The organism is Bacteroides sp. BFG-606, from assembly GCF_024788145.1.
GTDB classification, from domain to species: Bacteria; Bacteroidota; Bacteroidia; order Bacteroidales; family Bacteroidaceae; genus Bacteroides; species Bacteroides vicugnae.
This window is the reverse complement of the sequence record NZ_JANUIL010000001.1, coordinates 4,329,669-4,350,199: the sequence shown is the minus strand read 5'-3', so window position 1 is coordinate 4,350,199 and position 20,531 is coordinate 4,329,669. Positions and strand designations below refer to the sequence as shown.

The window sequence follows — 20,531 nt, the reverse complement described above, 5'->3', positions numbered from 1 at the left end:
TTATTTCTTTTCTTCCAGCAATGCCTTTACTACTGATTCCGGAGCTTTGAATATTGTTCCATGCTTATGCCCCACAGGGATGCTTACTTCTTCTGTTACGTCTGTAAAGTTCCGGAAATCCTTTGTACGCATAGCACCATATATTTTTTTCTTATACACATCAAAATAGATTAAATAATCATCGCCCAACTTCTCTACAGACGGTCCTTCTACAAAGGATTCTGTAAAAGGCTGTGATGCCGGCGAATAAGGTCCGGTCATAGAATCGGAAAAAGCGATTTTCAGATTGCGCTCCGGACGGGTATTATCCTTAAGCACCATGACATAGTCATTCTTCGCCCGTTTCACGATGACAGCATCAATGGTGCTGAATCCCGGGTCGTACAGAAGTTTTGCTTTCGAAACTGTCTTAAAATCTTTTGTAGTGATATAGTATAAACGATGATTGTTATTCTCTTCCTCTATCCCCTTTTCAAAACGCCCGGGGACACAAGAGGCCCATACAACCATAAACTGTTCACTCTCGTCGTCATAGAAAATCTCCGGAGCCCATACATTAATGGTAGTCGGTTCGTCTGCCATTACAGGAATCATCTGTTGCTCCGACCAATGAATCAGGTCTTTGGAATGTGCGTAACCAAATCCCAAATCGCCTTTCCAACTGGTAGTCCAGACCAAATGGTAGGTTCCATCCGGAGTGCGCACCATTGAAGGATCCCTCATTAGTTGATGCTGCCCCAATTCCGGTTTCAACCAGATTCCCGGAATACTGTCCCAATGTATTCCATCCTCACTATATAAGTATCTCAATCCCTCATCAGCCGGTTCATGAAATGAAGTGAACATATAGTAGTCTTTGTTACCTCCACAAGAAGCCAAAAACAGAAGACTTATTGCAGCTAATGTATTTCTTAACTTTTTCATTTCTATATTCTATAATTGTATCCTTTATACAGAGGAGACGATAATAAGTCTAATTTGTACTCAAATATAACAGAAGAATCATTAGATTCAAAATTTATATATGATAAAAGGGCGACTCTCCGAGCCACCCTTTCCACCATCAAACAAACTAACCATTTACAATGGGAAAGAATTTCGCTTCTTTTTATAGTATCTTATTTTTTTATTATAGAGAACCTCCACGGGCTTTTACACGTTTATACCATTCCTCACGTTCTTTCTTCAGGTCATATCCACGTTTAGCCAGATAATTATTGATACGTCCTTTGTACTTTCCGAAAGCAGCATGTTTCTTGTTCGAATTTTCGGCATCCAATGCGAATTCACGTGCCTCTATCAGCCAAGCATATATCTGGGCTTTTTCTTCTTCTTTCAAAGTCGGAATCATGTCCAGATGTGAGTCATAAGTCACTTTCACCACTCCATAAGTCATGCCATCCTTCACTGCCTCTATTTGCTTTTCATCAAGAAAGAGGGATAAATCGGCAGGAAAAGCGAAATGTGAACGGTATAATGCCGCATCTTTTTCATTTTCGGCAGCTTTCAGTGCTTCATTTTTAGCATCACCAGTCAACCCTGAATCTTTTACCTTCTTGACTTTTGCATCCCGTACTTCATAAATATCATTTAATTCGAAGTAACGATTGGCTATGATATTCCGAACGTCTTCGGCTATTTTCGCATCTGTAAGCCCAAGTTTATCAACGATCTTCTGTGACCGACCGACAATAGACTTCACATATTCAGGATCACGATTCTCTTTATTCAAGTCGACTGTCTGTGCGGACATCCAACCGGAAATAAAAAGCAATGATAGTATCAGTATCTTTTTCATTGATATTGTTTTTAAAGCAAGATGCCGAAAGAAAACTTGACCCCGGCACCTTACCTGCGATTACATTAATTTTCCTTTTTCAGCCAATGTATCGTAGTTGTTCTTCATATCTCTCCAATCTACTTTGTGCTTTGTGCTGATACCGTTGATATATTTTTCAATATTAGTATATCCGTCACCTGTACAATCCTTATTAGCATCACTCGGATCATTCGGATTCAAGCCATTGGCAATTTCCCATTCATCCGGCATACCGTCACCGTCTGTATCTACATAAGGAGTACCTTTATATTCAGGGAATCCACCCATCTGACGGATATCAGTAATAATACCCTGCTTATAAGAATCTTTAGGCAAACGACGATATTTAAATTGTCCGTCTTCACCCATTGATTTAGGAGACAGACCGGTTAGATCGCCATAAGCATCTTTCGGAAGTTTCTTTTCATAATAAGGGATGCCCGTTTTCACTTCTTCAATCACACGTTCATCTACAATATCACGACAAGGGATAGTTGCACCTGCATGTTTCAATACATAATCATAGGCATCATTTGCACCCATAATATTAATATACGGCATTTCAAACGGTTGATAGCTCCGTATGTTTTCAGTATACCCGTCAGTATTTGATTGGTCTTCAATCTGAATACCACCTTTCCAATTGTCTGCTGTAATGGCAGGATAACCTTCCATGATGTTTCCATCAGCATAAACTCGTCCGTAGACGTGATGATCCAGTTTGCTGCGTCCTGATTCCGGCTTCAAAATACGATGTCCTACATTAGAGTCTTTCGGTGTAGCAGGTCCCGGTTTGTAGTAGTTATTAATCATATTGAACATAGCGGTATAATCACCACCATCAGAAGAACGGTGAACCCAGTTGAACACTACATTATTGACAAAGTTGAATATTCCATTCCAGCCAATAGAAGGGTTACGTCCTGCATTACTAGCCCATAGGTTACGGGCAAATGCACAGTTTTCACCTCCCAAAGTGCTACCAAATGCATGGTTGTATGTATCCAATGCTTTTGCAGAGATTGTATTCTGAATAGTCACATTTACAGTAGGAAGTTTTAAATCTTTGCTTTCATATTGACCTTCACTAGGATCATACATATGACGGTAGAAAGATATATTTTCATCCAAACCCCACGTACAAGAACAGTGATCAATCATAATATTACCAACCGGATTTCCTCCGAAAGAGTCATCACGATGCCAAACCTTTGTTTCTCCACGGCGGAAACGCATATGGCGTACAACAACATCATGCGTATCTACCCAAAATGATTCGCCGGCAATGCAAACGCCATCACCGGGAGCTGTCTGTCCTGCAATAGTAACATAGGGAGCACGAACTATAATCGGAGACTCCAAACGGATAATACCTGCCACATTGAACACGATAATACGAGCGCCCCCTGTTTCACAAGCTTCACGGAAAGAACCGGGTCCACGATCATTCAAATTAGTCACAGTAATAACTTTACCGCCGCGACCACCGAAACTATACATACCGCCACCTTCTGCTCCAGGAAATGCCGGAATATTCGCTTGTGGCAAATCACATGGACGGCTAGCCCAAGGAATATAAGGACGTCCCTCCTTTGCTTCTTTCTGCACTATTGGCAGTGCCTTCGCCCATGCTTCATCAGAGCGCTTCCGCTCTTCAGTCATCATCTTTTTATAGTTTTCTTTGGCTTCGTCGGTTATTTGTGGGTATTGAGCCCATGCAACAGTCGGAGTCAACATTGCAGCAGCAAAAGCTGCTAATAATACATGTTTCTTCTTCATTTTTATTTGGTTTAGTGAAGTTGTTAATTCAAAAATACAATAATAAGACGAAAGAGAAAAAGATTTGTAATCAGTAGAGCAGAAATTATTATTCAAAATATGTTTTTCTACATAACTCAAATCTTTATAAAAGAATAACGTCTCTAATCCTCCTATTCAAGAGGTATTAGAAACGTTATTATATAAATTGGAGATTATGAACTTATTCTGCTAATGGATCGAAAGTACCATTAGCACCACCATTGTTATAATCTGCCCAACCAATAGTTTGTGGCAATGTTTGATTAGCTTTTTGAGCTCCTTCTGCAAAACCCAGGAAATAATACCGAGGAAGGAAATTCATATATTTCGGTGTATGATCAGTAGTATATGCATCTCCCTTCTTCATTTTACGTGTTAGATAAGTATTATAAAACTCAACTAACTTATTCTGTTGACTTGAAATATCCGCCTGTCTCAAATCTAATGCATCCGGACGTGTTACATCTTTTAATGGATCTGGATTTACCCCATTTATTTCCCACGATGTACCACCAAGTCCTTTACTCTCATGAGCGCTGCTTACACGGAATTCAAGATTATCGCGACGCTGTCCATTTAGTTGTTTAAAACCTAAATAAGTACAAGTATTTCCATTCCAACCAGATGGGAGCCATGTGTCAGGTGCTCCTTCTGCTCTTTCCGCACCACCATCAAACAACATCCAACGACGTAAGTCATCAAAACGTTTACCTTCATAAGCCAACTCAATCTGACGTTCATACAAGATGGCGGCAAAACATGCAGACTGATCACTTGACAAATTGGTTTGCAGGCCAAAATTATTTGCTGATGTATATCCCACACGAGCACGTATCTTCTTCAACTGTTCAACAGCTACTCCCATTTCACCGGCACCACATGCTGCTTCCGCATAATTCAACAACACTTCAGCATAACGAATCTCCAAATATGGACTACCACTAAATTTAAAGCCGTTTGCTTGGCTAAATTTGTATCTGGCATTTGAATTTACATCTAAATCATCCGAACGTTTACGTATATAAAAACCTTTGGCATTCGTCAACAGGTTATCTGCACCATATGTATTGGAACTACTAGCTTCCTCATTATCTCTATCATTTTCATTAGCATACCAAACATAGTTCCACAAATTATACTTATCTCCTGTATAAGGATTATTATTGCTTGAGTTCTTTGGATCACCACTGAAAGCCCAACGTACTCCCGGAAAAGCAAATGTCCTATAAAAACGAGGATCACGATTAGCAAACGGAACATTTTTATCATAAACGATAGAAGATTGCTCTAATGTAGTATAAGTATTGCATGTAGAAGGTCTCTTACCATCAGCCATAGGGAACATATCAACCATCATGGCTGAAGGAGTTTTACCACCTCCTCCCATAGCATTTGATGGTCGAATACCATGTTCCCATGAATTATTTTTGCTAAAATCAGGTACTCCCCCGTCGCTATGTCATTATACAACGTTACAAATACCGCTTCTGTATTACCATCAACCATAGAAAATACATTCGCCCAGCCTGAAGCATTCGTTCCGACATTACTTTCATTAACTAAACCATAGCCACAAGCATTTATTCTAGGTAGATCAGTCGTAATTTCATTATAAGCTTTCCTCCAGCGTTCTACGTCATTTTTACGATTAAACAGTGGACTTGCATATAACAAAAGAGCCCGTCCTTTCAATGCAAGTGCTGTACCAGAAGTAACACGTCCAAAATCGCTAGAAGGCCATCCGCCATTTTCTGTAAATGAAGCAAGTAACTGTGCAGAACGTTCCAAGTCTCCACAAATAAAATCAATACAAGCTTTTGTCGTAGAACGAGGAACAATAGCTCCTGCCACTGGCTCCTGCACTTCCGTAATTATGGGCACTCCACCATACCACTTCACTAAATTATAGTAACACCATGCACGAAAGAAATAGACCTGTCCTAATAGTTCATTCTTTTCTTCTTCTGAAAGAGTACTATTCTCTATACCATAAATAACATCATTGCAATTACGAATACGCCCCCAAACACTTGCCTGAATATTATTACCACTATTATGGAAATAATCAGGAACCGTATTATTTCCACTTTGGCTAGTCATCGGAGCATCAGGATCTACAAATGATCCAAACCCACTGTACTCTTCTGTAGACTTAGATTGGAGATCAGCTGCTCCTGTACTGTTATATTTCCAGCTTGGTTCTGAACTCGTATTAGGCAAGCACCAAGCATATATATCATCCACACGTGCCTTTGCGCCACTAAATGTATTATATGTACTTGCATCAACATAATCGTAATTTTTTTTATCTTGTAGAAACTCATCACTACATGAAGTGAAAGTGCCTATTGCCATTAAAGCAACACTGAAAGCTATTATATTTTTTCTTTTCATCGCTATTTCTTTTTAGAATGTCACATTTACACCAATAGTAAACTTACGCAAAGTAGGATAACTACCATAAGAAGTCATTGGGTCTATAAAATTATCAGGATAAGGATTATAGAAACTAAATAAATTCTGCCCCGTCACATTGAAACGACAACTTTCAATACCTATTAATCTTGTAAACTTAGATGGTATACTATATGCAAGTGTCAAACGATTCATACTAACACGAGTTCCACTCACTCTCCAATATGTAGAATTCACACTATTAACACTACCCCATCTTAAGTTTGGATATTTTGCATTGCGATTAGCTTTTACAACCACATTCCCTGACGCATCAACTACATCATTATAAACGAACATATTATCTGTGTTCCAGAAAGATGGCATATTGGTATATTCCAAATCTGTATAAGAACTCGATCCAGAGCCGACCATATTGCCGATCTTAAGTGCTGATGTTGGAATAAAACTATATCCTCCCCAACTTGCGCTTATCTGTGCAGATAAAGAAATTCCTTTCCATTCCGCACTCAAATTGGTAGTGAAACCATAAGGGTTATTTCGGTTTGATAAACGAACTTGATCATTTTCATAACTTACAACTCCATCTGGTCCGGCATAGGTTCCATCAGTCTGTTCTGCACCACGAATATCTTTATAGATCAACATACCAGGCTTTACATTATCTTTGGTCATACCCATATATGATGTAATATTATATTTAGCAAAATATTCATCAATATCTTGATAACTGCGAAACATGCCAAGACACTGCATTCCCCATGTTCCCATATCCGTACGACTTCCCTCATGAATCTTCATATAACGTTGATTGGTTTCCCAGTCCATCATAAGCACTTTATTATCCGTATACCCTGTATTAACAGACACCTTATATTTAAAATCTTTCCCTATTCTATCTCTCCAAGTCACAGACAATTCCATACCATATGTATTTAACTCTCCGTAATTAAAATTCGCTGACTGTGTTCCTACCGTACCTGGAATAGAAGCAGAATATGGAAGTAACATTTCTCGATTCCACTCATAATAACCATCAATATTGAATGACAAACGATTATTCAAGACGTTGAAGTCCAAACCAAAATTTGCCTTATATGACTTATCCCAATGTGCATTACGGTTAACAGCAGAAATCTCCTTATTAATTGTTATATGATTACCAGCATTTGTTGATGTGTTGACACCAAATATAGGTCCTTTATCTTTATCAACTGCATAATTTTGCATCCATTGCCATGCTTTCGTATTATCTCGACCTGTCAAACCAAACGAAGCACGTACTTTCAAATAGTCGACCCACTTCACACTCTTCTTAAACCATTCCTCTTGTGATATTATCCAACCAGCAGAAACGGAAGGAAAAACACCCCAATAATTTTCAGGAGCAAACTTGGTTGATGCGTCTGAACGAAGCAAGAACTCTAACAAATACTTGTCAGCATATGCATAGTTCACACGACCAATATATGATAATGTTCCAGACTCCGCACGCTTGAATTCAGTAGTAGATGCACTATTATATTGAACAAGATTGGATTGTCCATTTGTAAATTCATAAGGATTAGTAACCTGTCCTACCAAATATTCACTTTCAGCCTCCGACTTTTCAATAGAGAATAAAGCACCTATATGATGATTACCAAAGTCACGGTTATAAGTTGCCGTAAAGTTCATCTGATAATTATCGGCACGACTCATCGTACGAGATAAATAGGGATCTCCACTGGCATTATTGATAGCAGAACCATTATTAGCAAGTAAGAAATTATTTTCTCCCAGTAACTCTTCATATAGAGATTCCTGTCCTTGAACAGGTGTATATAAATGATTTCCACTTCCTGCACGTTTGGACATATAATAAAGTTCATATGATGAACCATATTGATTATTTTTTGTTGAATTGATACTCTTTGAATAAGAGAATTTCAGTTTTAATCCTTTCAGCCATTTATTCCATCCAAAATCATATTCCAAACCGGCATTAATATTCATATTCGATGTTTCTGTCCTATTATAATCCCCTGCATTCTGAAGTAGAGAAAATGAATAATTCTGTGAAGAACTTATTTGCGAATTACTAATACCATAAGGCACAATTGGAATACCATTTACTTCTTCAGGAATATAATACGGACGAACTAATAAAAGATTATAGTCTTTCTCATCATTACTACCTCCTACCTTTACATTCGGTTTGTTTTTCTTTCCATAATCACCAGAAACCTGAAGACTTGCTTTTAACCATTTACTAATCTTCACATCAACACCAGCACGATAGTTCCAACGGTTATAATCCAAATTTCCTAGATTACCATCTTGATCAAAATAAGATATTCCCCCAAAATAATTAGCTCTTTCCGAACCACCGGTCATATTAATACTATGCTTTTGTGTCAATGCTGCTTTCCAATATTTATCCAACAGGTCGTAATTCAGCCCTCTCATTGCATTCAACTCATCTGCCTGAAATAAATCATTCTGCAAATTAATAGATACGTCAGTCGGATCAGCCGCACGCACGGCATTCCAAAGTTGACCATATTGATAAGCATTCAACATCTTAGCACGCGAAACTTCATCCACAACGCCAAAAGTTCCACTATATGAAATCTTAGGTGCACCTTGTTTACCCCTCTTTGTGGTTACCAATATAACACCATTAGCAGCACGGGCACCGTATACTGCAGCTGCAGCATCTTTCAAAACTGAAATACTCTCAATTACAGATGGGTCTAAATTATTAAATGCTGTTGCTCCCAAGTTTTCTGTCACATCACCAATCTTCACTTCTACCGGATAAATATACCCATCGATAACATATAATGGTTCTGAAGCTGTTCCACCAATATCTGATAAAACATCATTCTGACGAATGTTAATCCGTGCATTTTCACCAGGGCGTGCATCTCCACCACTAACACTTAGTCCATTTACCATACCACTCAATGTACTTGCCAAGTTACCAGAAGCAAGGTCCTGAATATCATCCATTGGCACAGTAGCAATGGCTCCTGTTAAATGCGCTTTTTTCTGTGTACCATAACCGACTACCACTACCTCATCCAACTGTTGAGTATCTTCTTTCAGTTCAATCTTAGTCTGCTTAAAATCTGATAATACCTGCGTTATATATCCTATATAAGATATTTCAACCTGTTTCCCTGATGGAACAACTACCATAAATTTACCATCCAAATCAGTTATTGTTCCAGTAGCTGTTCCTACCACTTTCACAGAAGCCCCAATGATAGGTTCTCCCGTCGTATCTACTACTACCCCCTTGAATGTCATGTTTTTCTGGGCCAAAGCAGGTAAAGCTATCACAAAAACCAGAAATATGCCAAGACACAATTTGATTATGTTATTATGTTTCATTATTATAGCATTATAATTTATACTTTATATTTATTTATACCAACGAGGATCACCACTTTTATTTTTTACAGCTTCTGCACCCTTAGGCTCAAAATTAACACCACCGTTAATTTGTGATAAGTCCAATTCCTGTAAGAAAGGACCTACGAACTCTGGGTCTTCAAGTGTAGCAAACGGATTTCCATTATCATCTTTTCGTCCTCCTGTATCATTACCGTTAGGAGTTCCACCATCAACTCCCCAAATAGTATTACCAACAGTTGATTTCTTATTATTACTTTGAAGATATTGATATAAACGATATACATCATAGAATATATTATATTCAACCTTCTGGGTTATTGAAGTCTTATCATTAGGTATATTATTACCAAAATCTTTATTTGAAAATGTTTTGCAAAATGTATTATTAATAATAATATGAGTTGAAGTATTATCGCTCTTTCCAAAATATTTCCAAGGTTGTGAGTTGTTTTGATAACGAATAAAATAAGCTGAACTATTTTTTACTAAATTATAGAATGTACAGTTCTTTATTGTCATATCTTTAATTGTACCTGTAGCACCATATAAATTAATAACCCCATTAGAACCAGAATTATTCATTTGTACGATACAATCCGTTATACGGAAATCACGTAAAGTCCATGGTTTCTTATTGCCATAAAGCAAGCTATTTTGTAGGTTTTTGATATTACATTCTTGAATAATTACAGGTTTATTGATGATATAACCATCTTGATTAGCTTCATCCTTATCATAACCTAAGCTCTTTATTGAGATCGTTTCACTTGGTTCCCCACTAAGAGTCAAAAAACCAGCTCCAGTCATTTCCGAGCAATCAAAATTGATAAATTTAATTTTCAATCCAGCTTGCGTTACCAATCCTCCATTAGCACCAATTTTTACTATTGGTCGATTCTCTTTATCAGTACTACGAAGCGTTATCACATTCAATCTAAAATCAACTACACCATTCAGGACATAAGCTTTACCAGCTTCTAAAGCAAAAGCTTGCTCTTTATCACTATCTTTCAATTGATTATTAATATACTCTGCTATATCTTCCCCTACAGGAATTGTTGTAGCAGGTACCAATGCTACATATTTAAAATCAGTGCTCTCTTGCGCTTCCTTATTATTCAGTTTTTCATTTCCAAGAGTCTTAATCTTTATTTTATAGGTGGCATCTTCCGTTTTCGTAAAAACGACAGACGAACCATCTACAATACTATCCTGCATCACAACTATAGGATTTTCTGCAGTTACTGTAGGATCTGCCGGATCTTCTATAAGAGATACATTAAGCAAATATCCTCCTGCTCCCATAACTACTGGCCATGTTATCTTTACACTTTCCGAGCCATCAGAGTTTGTCAAAGTTGAAAAGCTATTATCGTCGAGAATGGGCGATTCTAACTGTGTATTTGTCACACCTCCAGAAAAGGTTTCATTATCGTTAAAACCTTTAGCACAAGAAACAAATAAAAGAATTGCTGATAAGCCCCATAACTTCCCGGCAATCTTCATTTTAATCTTCATCTTACTCTTCATAGATTAAATTTTAATTTAAACAAAAATAATATATTATATCTTCAAAATCCAAAAGTTCTTTTTAAGGAAAGACGTACAATCAAAAAATATGTAATCACTTAAAAGGATAAAAAATAGATTTTGCACTTTTTTCTCTCTCCTTGTAATATTAACTATATCATAATCATCCTCCTATCTTTACTGAAACACTTCTTTCAAATACTTAATATTCGTGCCATAATTCTTCTTCACGTTTCGTACATCATCCTTATCACGTGAACGTTCTACTACTAGCCATCCACTCCATCCCATCTTGTCCAAAGTCTTTTTCACCTTATTCATGTCCAATCGTTCATTAAAAGGTAGAGTCACTCCATCTGTATCCGTACAGTGAATCTGGCAAATATTCTTTTTCCCCAGAATCTTCAATTCCTTACATAAATCCCTTCCATTCTCCAATGCATTTTGAAATTTAAAATAGATCTTGATTCCCGGAGAATTAATTTCTTTCAGCAGTTTCACATCTCCTTTAGCATCCAGTTGAGTTTCAATGCCGATAACTACTCCTTCAGAAGCAGCCATATCTCCCATCTCCTTCAAACGTTTTATAACTTCAGTTCGAAGTGCCGGATTCTTTTCCCATCCAGTTTCGATTCCCCCCAAAGGAAGAAAAGCTACCTTAGTATTCATTACTTTCATTGCATGAAAGCAGTCTTGAACCAACTCTTTATAATTAGCACGTTCCAGAAAAGACTGCCCGTAGAAACCGGACATAGCAATGGAAGAAACCTCTAATTGATATTTTTGAGCAGTTTCACGAAATAGCTGCTGAAAATGAGGTTCCCGCAATTTGTTATCAAACATTTCTCTCTTGCCAAGGCCACCCATATCCAACTCAACACCGTCACCATTCAATTCGTGTACCAATTGAAATGAACCGATTTTCTGACGCTTCAAAATCATCCAGTCACATACAGCTATTTTATAACGTTGTTCCTTTTGCTGCGATCCGGCAATCGCTAATAGAGGGAAACACTCTGCAAGTATTAATATCCAAAGGATATGTTTGAATAAATTTCTTCTTATTTTCATCTTATTGCCTACAATTTACATAGTAGACGTATGAAAGAGATTTTTGTAATCACCTATAAAACAGAGAATAACTATAAATGTGGCAGAATGTGGCCTAATGAAAATAAGATAATGACGGTATCCGGAAGAAATAGTGACGCTATCATAGCCGGATACCGTCACTATCCCGAGCATATGGCGTCGCTATTTTCCGAGAAGTAATAATAAAAGTAAATGTAAAAAAAATAGGCTGCCGGACCATAAAAGTCCGACAGCCCTGTCAACCCAAAAACGATACCTATGAAACACTGTGTGTTATTTCAATTCAAATTTTAAATATTTGCCGTGAACAAGTTCATCATGTGTGATATGATATTTATTGAACTTTTTGCCATTCAGCAGTACCTTATCAATATATAAAGTTCCTGGTTGAGTGCGATTAGCTTCAATAATTAACTCTTTCTCTTTATACCATTTCGGATCTAACCGAATCGTTACCTTATTAAAAACCGGAGTCGTCAATGTGTATTCAGGCAGTCCGGGACAATCAGGATAAAAACCAATCATATTGAAAATAGCCCAAGAAGACATCGTTCCCGTATCATCGTTTCCCGGGATACCATCAGGTTTGGTAGTAAAGTACTTGTCTATTAAACGTTGCGTCTCTTTCTGTGTGCGCCATTCTTCACCTTTAAAGTATGAGAATAAATGGGCATAAGCAATATCCGGTTCATTTGCCGGGTCATAAAGCCCTTCGTCAAAAACCATTTGTAGCTTATCAATAAAAGGTTTCTTCCCACCCATTAGTTTTGCCAGACCATACACATCATGTGGCACATAGAATGTATAATTCCAGGAATTACCTTCATGGAAACCGGGATTCGGTTCAAAGTTCTCTCCTTGTCTCGGATTGAACGGACTGTAAAATGTTCCATCAGGAAGAATCGGACGGAAAGTACCAAATTCTTTGCTATAATAATGTTTATATCCTAAAGAACGCTTGTAGAACATCTCTGCATCTTTCTTTTTGCCTAAAGCCTCTGCAAAACGGGATAGTGCAAAATCGGCAATATAATATTCCAATGCATGAGATACAGAATTGTCATACTGTTCGCGAAGGGGCACATATCCCTTGGACATATAATCATCATTATCGGGACGCATCAAGTTTTCCGCTCCCGGTAACGTAGCAGACTTGTACATTGCTTCATAAGCCAGATCAACATCAAAATCACGCAAACCTTTCATCCAGGTATCTACAATCACCGGAATACTCGGGTCACCTTCCATTGTCAATGTTTCCCTGCCATATAACTCCCACTTAGGCAACCATCCATGTTCGCGATACATATCAAGCATTGTACGTACCATTTCCATCTGACGTTCCGGATAAACCAAAGTCAACAATTGATGAACATTGCGGTAAGTATCCCAAAGAGAAAAGACAGTATAGCGATCTCCTTTTGTTGTCAGAATCTTATCACTTTCCATTGCCGGATATTCTCCGTTTACATCCTGCAAAATATTAGGATGAATCAGCAAATGGTAAAGTGCTGTATAAAATACAGTCTTTTGAGCATCCGTACCACCTTCTACAGTTATACGTGATAAGTCATCATTCCATTTGGAGCGTGCTTCAGCATGAATCTGCTCGAAATTCTTTCCAGCCTGTTCACGATTCAGATTCAACCGGGCATTTTCTATACTTACAAAAGAAACTCCCATTTGTACTTCTACCTGTTCACCTTCTTCTGTGTCGAAGGAGAAATAAGTACCGATGTCATCTCCTGCTATTTCTTTTCCGTAGCGAGTATAAAGTTTATATTTTCCCTGATCCGGATCCCATTCAGCCTCAACACCCGTCATCGCACGTTGTTTCTTCCAATACCCTGTTGCAGAAGGGCTCTTTTTAACTCGTAATACAAAGTAAATAGGAAATACAGCTTGAGGGTTATAACAGAATGTACCAAGCAATTTGACTCCTTCCACCTCACAATCGCTTACACGACGAAGCATGGCACCACTCTCATTCGTTAATCCTTCACCTAAATTCAACAATATATGACTTTTTCCTTTTGGAAAAGTAAAACGGGCAATGCCGGTACGCGGAGTAGCCGAGACTTCCGTTTTTACATTATATTTAGTCAGATAATTAGAATAATAACCCGGTGAGGCCTGTTCATCCTTATACTTACTACCATATTCTTTATAATCCACATTCAATTCTCCGGTAGTAGGCATCAGCAATAAAGAACCTAATTCCGGACAACCGACTCCACTCAAATTCACATGAGCATATCCGGTAAAGAAACAGTTTGTATATTCATAAGGCGTAGACCACCACCGGGCGTCTTTATCATAAGTATTTTCAGAAGATCCCATCACATTGAAAGGAACCACAGACATCATACCATTCGGACAAATCGCTCCGGGATTGGTAGTCCCGAAATTAGTAGTTCCGATAAAAGGATCTACATAATCTATCAAAAGACTTTTATCCGTATTTTTTAGGGGAGGGCTTCCCCCTTCCCCCGCATAAGCGGAAAGAAGGGAAAAAGCAAGTGTGTAAGTTAATATAATACGTTTCATATCTTAATTAAATGATACTCGTTCGTTTAGTAAAATCGATAATCTCTTTTATATATCCGAAAGCCATACCTACCACCGTATCTGCTGCACCATAATAAACAGCCACACGTTCACCATCCTGCAAAGCAGCACAAGGGAATACCACATTGGGAACATCTCCTTGAAGTTCATAAGGAGCAGCCGGACCGATCAGGTATTCACGTGTACGGTAAAGTACTTTTTCCGGATGATCTTTATCTAGTATAGCAGCTCCCATAGCATAACGGAAACCGTTGCAGGTAGTAATAACGCCATGATAAAACAGCAACCAGCCTTCGTCAGTGAGGAAAGGCACTGATCCTGCACCAATCTTCGTACACTGCCAAGCACTTTCCGGGAAAGGAGTCACTTTCATTACACAGCGATGTTCACCCCAATATTTCATATCCGGGCTATAACTTATATATATATCACCGAACGGAGTATGTCCATTGTCACTCGGGCGACTCAACATAGCATACTTGCCATCAATTTTCTGTGGGAAAAGTACGCCATTACGGTTGAAGGGCAGGAATGCATTCTCACATTGGAAAAATTCCTTAAAGTCAAAAGTGTATGCAATACCAATTGTAGGACCATGATAACCATTGCACCAAGTCACCCAATAGCGATCTTCAATCCATGTAACACGGGGATCATATTTATATTCCGACTCAATCATTTCTGTATTACCAGCCTTAAACTGGATAGGTTCATGATTGATATCCCAATGAATACCATCCTTACTGAAACCTGTGAAGATATTCATTTGCACCGCTTTGTTATCACAACGGAATACACCGGCAAAACCATCCTCAAAAGGAACAACAGCACTATTGAATATACTATTAGATGAAGGAATATGATAACGTCCGATAACCGGATTTTGTGAGTAACGCCACATAACGTCCGTACATCCGACAGGACGATCTTCCCAAGGAATTTGAATTTTATTCATAATCGTTATTTTTTATATTATTATTTTTTTGAATCATCATACGTGAAAGGGATGAAATAAGTAATCAGGAAAGCTGGAATAGTTGCAATTAATACATAAATAAAGAAATTTCGATACCCAAGCAAGTCGCTAAGATAACCGCTCACCATTCCCGGAAGCATCACTCCCAGGTTCATGATCCCTGAAGCAAATGCATAATGCGACATTTGATGTTTTCCTGGAGCAATCTGTTGCATCATAAACAACGTCAGTCCGACAAAGCCAAAACCATAACCAAAATATTCCATTGTTATACAAGTTCCGATTAGATATACATTAGTAGGCTGTGCAACTGCCAAAAAAGTATAGGCTACGAACGGAAGATTAAAAATACAACAGAGAGTGAATAATGTCTTTTTCAGTCCGAACTTAGAGACATAAATTCCTGCCAACAATGAACCTAGAACGAAAGCTGCAGAACCAAAGATACCATTCAACGTACCGATCTCGGTTAATGACAATCCTAAACCACCTACATCTCTTGAAGCACGCAAAAACAGCGGAGCTATTTTCATGATAAATCCTTCTGCCAGTCGATACAAGATAATAAAAGCGATGTAATAGAAAATATGTTTCTTAGTAAAGAAATTCCCTATTACTGCTATCAATTCTTTTTTTATTTCCGAAGTCGTCTTTTTAGTTGTTACGGGCACTTGTGTAGAAGGCAAGATTCTGATATGATAAATACCGATCAGTACCATTATTGCAGCAATCACGCCGAAAATAATCATCCATGCAGATGAATATGCCCCTTTATTAGCATCTATTGAAGCACCTTCTATCGCTCCAAAATGTTCTGCCAATGCTCCTGCCATAGCAACCAATCCTCCATTAGCGACCAATTTGGCTACATTATAAAAAGCACCTTGCACTCCGATATATTTTGCCTGATCTTCTTTGTTCAATTCAGCCATATATACACCATCACAAGCAATATCGTGTGTGGCTCCACTAAAAGCTATCACTGCCATCGTAGAGATACTTATAGCAAAAAAATAATCGAAGAACAAAGAAAAGGCTACTACTCCAAACAGTACACCGCTCAACAATTCTGTAATTAATACGAAGAATTTTTTCGTTTTATACATTTCAAGAAAAGGGCTCCACAAGAACTTCAATGTCCAAGGCATCATAATTAGAGAAGTCCAGAATGCAATTTGCGTATCCGAAATTCCCAGATCCTTAAACATGAAAACGGAAACCAAATTAATAGCAATAAAGGGAAGTCCCATTGCAAAATAAGCGGTAGGCACCCAGCAAGCCGGGCTAATAGTGTTTCGTTGAGAAGCAGTTTTATTCTGTTGCATAAATCATAGTATATAGATGAAAAAATCCATTTTTCTAACCCATCTATATATAATACAACTAAAAGGGGGAAACTACTAACGTCTCCCCCCTACTTTTTTTATTTTATTATCACTTCGTCTATAAAGAACCACGAAGGATGTCCTACACCGTAATGCCAAGTCGGGCATTCTTTCGTCCCGGTAACTTCTACTTTTACATAACGAGCTTTTACCGGTTCAACTGACTCTGCCTTGACTCCACGGAATTTCACCTCCCCCGTACGCTCTTCCGGCAAATCAATCGTTTTCCAATGTGTATAATGCTCACCGTCATCAGTATACGAATAAACCACCTTTAAAGGGAAAAGAATCCATGCCCCTATTTGATGAAGAAAATCCGTTTCCACACTATGTATTTCTTTCGTTTCACCTAAATCTATAACAAATGCACCATCCGTTCCTTCCCAACCAATCCAACTATCAACAAAGGTTGCTCCACCAAACAAACCGTCAACCAATGCAGTCTTTCCTAACGCTGCATATTTTCCGGTAGGGGGAGTTATATAAGTAACCTTTGCTCCCAAAGCCAGACTATTCTCCTTTTGTGGCATGTAACGTTCCCGATACAATTTACAGTAGTCTATCGGTGAATTGGAACGCTCATTCAAGGTAGGGACTTGAAACTCTTTCACACGTTCCTCAAAAAGATCCAACTTCTTATTTATATCTGCCAAGTCTTTTTCAGTCTCTGTCCGTGCGATCTCCAGTTCTGAATACTGAATTGGCAGACGCGCCCGTTGAACTCGCTTCAAGAAATCCGGCTCTGTTGCGACAGCCTTTTCGGCCAAATCAAATAAATGATTATAACGACGCATCAAAGCAGGCTTCAACATGCCATATTTATGTGATACAGGAGAATCATAAATCCATAATCTCTGTCCGCTACCTATTAATGCACCTTCCATAACCTTTATGTATTGATAAAGATGTGGCGCAGCTTCACCATAATATCCATGTAGGAAATGTTGCATCAAAGAATCTACATTAGCTTCGGGATTCCACATTAACTTTGAAACTAAATAGGCACGAAGTTCGGCAAAATCTCCTCCCCTGCTCCCTGCTATTTGAGAGAAATGCATAGTGGCATGATTCTTCTTGAAAAGACGGATATTATCCTGTAAAATATGGAAGTTAGGAAAAGGGGCCAGATAATTATCAAAGTTAATACCATAATCCCATACGAAAATATTATTGGTTATTTTAGACCATCCCTCCATGGCTTTCACAAATTCCTTTCCCGAAGCATTCTCTGTCAAGGTTACCTCACGATCGCAGTCAATATCACACAACATAATATTCACATTCGGCAAAGGCTTCACATGCTTCGGTGGATTCATCGTATACAGATAAGCCAATGTAGAAAACTCCTTATCCGGAAAACGAGCTGCCAACTTATTCAGAAAAGTAATCACACTTCCCGATAGTGCCCCTTCATAATCATCAATTGCCTTACAATCATCACAGGTGCAATTCGTATAATTACCATCATTCTGACTAACGGACATGATATGTTTATCGGGATTAGCTTTGAAAATAGAGTCAACACGTTGAGCTACAATCTCAAAAACTTCCGGATTACTCAAACACCACTGACTGGCTTTTCCCGGATGACGTTTTCCTTTAAAATAAGAATAATACTCCGGATGTTCTTTCCCATAAACAGATGAAGGCAGAAGCTTGTCAAAGGTATGTACCCAATAACCGGCAGCAAACACTTCATTGGGTTCCTCTAAACGATTCCACCACTTATAAATAGAATCTGTACGGATGGCATAACATTGTGTCTGACGATAACGAAAGGCCGGGTTTTCGACTTTATTAATCAAGGGCAAGGTCACCGTCTTTTGAGGAGTAAAAGAATATTCATTCTCTCCCCAATAATCGACTCCCAGATATTGTTCCAACAAAGTGACAACTCCATATACAACTCCTTTTTCTTTTCCTGATATCCTTAAAATACCATTTTGAGTAGAAATAGAGAAACCATCTTCCGTCACTGTTTGAGGAGTTTGACCGCCAATCAGTATATCTCCTTTTCGAGGCGTTTTATCATATTCAATAGGAAGCCTGCTTTTCGAAATATGATAGAGAAAATGTTGTAAGAGCTCCGCTGATGTCTTACTATTTGGCATTTTGTCCTGCACAATAATACGAGCATTACTCTTGCCATCTTTTACTAGTGTTATTTGTGCTGAAACAGTACTACATACCATCAGCAAAACAGATAATAACCAATGTTTCATGTTTGTTAGAAATTAAGTTTATACGAGTATTTATTATAAATACAGTTCAGAAGAATAAAGTTCTAATAATTTATGAATACTTTAACATATAAAAAAAAGGATATGCCCTAAACTGGACACATCCTTCTCTTTTATATAAATTATTTACCTAGTACATTCTATTTATCAAATCTGATATTATGTTCCCACTTTTGAAGAGCACCATTAGAAGTTGCATCATGTCCGTTGCCTGTTGCATCTCTAAAGGAAGTGCCATCTCCTTCATCCATTGGCCAAAGAGCTATCAAATTCGGATTCTTAGGATTTACCTCAAAATACATATTGTTCACGATCTCCGATTCTGTACGCGCTACTTTCCACAGACGAACCTGGCTCATAGCACAATTATTACGGAAATAGCTACCACTATCAACTATTTTCATAAAATCAAAACGAACGTTTCCACCTTTTGGTGCAGGAGGGTCAAAGAATGTATCTTGTTTTCCATTTCTATAAATAGTAAGTGTTGTTCCATTATAAACGAAAGCCCAATGATACCAAGTATTTACCTCCAAATCACTAGCTGTTTGTTTCTGTCCTCCCAAGGACTTTATCTGTAGATAATTGTATGGTCTATTAGCATCCCCAAAACGGATATAAATTTCATGATCATTACTGCCGGATGTGAAAATAGCTTGGTTATTTATACTATAACCATCCATACGTACCCAAGCTTCCAATGTCCATGCATCCACCGTAATACCCCAATCTGTTTCAGGCAATGTTGTTACATTTCCGGCATTACCACGTAATACTGGAACAGAAACATTCAAAGGTTTTGCCAATACATAAATGAATCTACTCTGAACTTTTGATTTTGGAATATCACCTTTTAGAACATTTCCTAATGTGAGAGGAATGGCATAAGTGATACCATTAGTCACAAAATCATCTACATGAAGTCGATAACTGGCACTAATTTCACCTGCCGGAATCGTCACTGTAGCATTCTTCGGAAGCATATTTTCGGGCAACACTTCATATTCTGTACCGCTGGTTTCATTGTACTCGGCCAATAATTCAGGAGAGAACTGAATTTCCACTTCTACGTCTTCCTCAACTTTTTGGGCCAAACGCACGACAACGTTAATGTCTGCACCGTCATCCATAGTAACAGTAGTGGCAATGTCTGTACCAGCTGCATCTGTTATGTAAAGACTATTTGCCTGTACCTTGTATTCTGCATTCTCACATCCTGTAAGAAAGAATGCTGACAATACAATCATAAGACTTGATAAATAGATATATTTCATAATTTTCATTCTTATAAAATTCATTTAATC

Annotated in this window: 12 protein-coding genes and 1 pseudogene; 1 reads left to right on the top strand and 12 read right to left on the bottom strand. The window is 38.1% G+C overall.

The window, feature by feature from the left end; translation table 11 throughout:
• From NXV01_RS16380 to NXV01_RS16350, 7 genes and pseudogenes are all read right to left on the bottom strand, one after another.
• Window positions 1–924: a glycoside hydrolase family 43 protein gene (locus NXV01_RS16380; protein ID WP_167511862.1), complete on the bottom strand. Its 924-nt coding sequence runs from the start codon at window positions 922–924 to the stop codon at window positions 1–3.
• Between the two features lie 205 nt (window positions 925–1,129).
• A complete protein-coding gene (locus NXV01_RS16375) occupies window positions 1,130–1,798 on the bottom strand; it encodes a DUF3826 domain-containing protein (protein ID WP_148366779.1) in 669 nt (222 codons plus the stop codon).
• 60 nt (window positions 1,799–1,858) lie between these two features.
• Complete coding sequence (locus NXV01_RS16370; RefSeq protein WP_148366780.1) at window positions 1,859–3,598, bottom strand: thrombospondin type 3 repeat-containing protein; 1,740 nt, start codon at window positions 3,596–3,598, stop codon at window positions 1,859–1,861.
• A gap of 202 nt (window positions 3,599–3,800) precedes the next feature.
• Window positions 3,801–6,013, bottom strand: a pseudogene (locus tag NXV01_RS16365) (RagB/SusD family nutrient uptake outer membrane protein).
• 12 nt (window positions 6,014–6,025) lie between these two features.
• Window positions 6,026–9,412 (bottom strand): TonB-dependent receptor, encoded by a 3,387-nt coding sequence (locus tag NXV01_RS16360; RefSeq protein WP_195650373.1) that lies wholly within the window; start codon window positions 9,410–9,412, stop codon window positions 6,026–6,028.
• A 30-nt stretch (window positions 9,413–9,442) separates the two neighbouring features.
• Window positions 9,443–10,966: a DUF4992 family lipoprotein gene (locus tag NXV01_RS16355; protein WP_195650372.1), complete on the bottom strand. Its 1,524-nt coding sequence runs from the start codon at window positions 10,964–10,966 to the stop codon at window positions 9,443–9,445.
• A gap of 177 nt (window positions 10,967–11,143) precedes the next feature.
• Window positions 11,144–12,031, bottom strand: coding sequence for a sugar phosphate isomerase/epimerase family protein (locus NXV01_RS16350; protein WP_167511867.1), 888 nt, complete (start codon window positions 12,029–12,031; stop codon window positions 11,144–11,146).
• A 36-nt stretch (window positions 12,032–12,067) separates the two neighbouring features.
• Between NXV01_RS16350 and NXV01_RS16345 the strand changes: the two genes are divergently transcribed.
• Window positions 12,068–12,238, top strand: coding sequence for a hypothetical protein (locus NXV01_RS16345; protein ID WP_165860938.1), 171 nt, complete (start codon window positions 12,068–12,070; stop codon window positions 12,236–12,238).
• A gap of 93 nt (window positions 12,239–12,331) precedes the next feature.
• Here NXV01_RS16345 and NXV01_RS16340 read toward each other — a convergent pair whose 3' ends face one another.
• The 5 genes from NXV01_RS16340 to NXV01_RS16320 all read right to left on the bottom strand — a co-directional run bounded on the left by NXV01_RS16340 (window position 12,332) and on the right by NXV01_RS16320 (window position 20,501).
• Window positions 12,332–14,605, bottom strand: a complete 2,274-nt coding sequence (locus tag NXV01_RS16340; RefSeq protein ID WP_148366784.1) for a GH92 family glycosyl hydrolase — start codon at window positions 14,603–14,605, stop codon at window positions 12,332–12,334.
• A gap of 7 nt (window positions 14,606–14,612) precedes the next feature.
• Window positions 14,613–15,581 (bottom strand): 1,4-beta-mannosyl-N-acetylglucosamine phosphorylase, encoded by a 969-nt coding sequence (locus tag NXV01_RS16335; RefSeq protein ID WP_117933585.1) that lies wholly within the window; start codon window positions 15,579–15,581, stop codon window positions 14,613–14,615.
• A 20-nt stretch (window positions 15,582–15,601) separates the two neighbouring features.
• The gene (locus NXV01_RS16330) at window positions 15,602–16,927 is read right to left on the bottom strand and encodes an MFS transporter (protein ID WP_195650371.1); all 1,326 of its coding nucleotides are present in this window, start codon (window positions 16,925–16,927) and stop codon (window positions 15,602–15,604) included.
• Between the two features lie 98 nt (window positions 16,928–17,025).
• Window positions 17,026–19,209, bottom strand: coding sequence for a DUF4838 domain-containing protein (locus NXV01_RS16325; protein ID WP_148366786.1), 2,184 nt, complete (start codon window positions 19,207–19,209; stop codon window positions 17,026–17,028).
• A 158-nt stretch (window positions 19,210–19,367) separates the two neighbouring features.
• Window positions 19,368–20,501, bottom strand: coding sequence for a DUF1735 and LamG domain-containing protein (locus NXV01_RS16320; RefSeq protein ID WP_258980524.1), 1,134 nt, complete (start codon window positions 20,499–20,501; stop codon window positions 19,368–19,370).
• Between the last annotated feature and the right edge of the window lie 30 nt (window positions 20,502–20,531).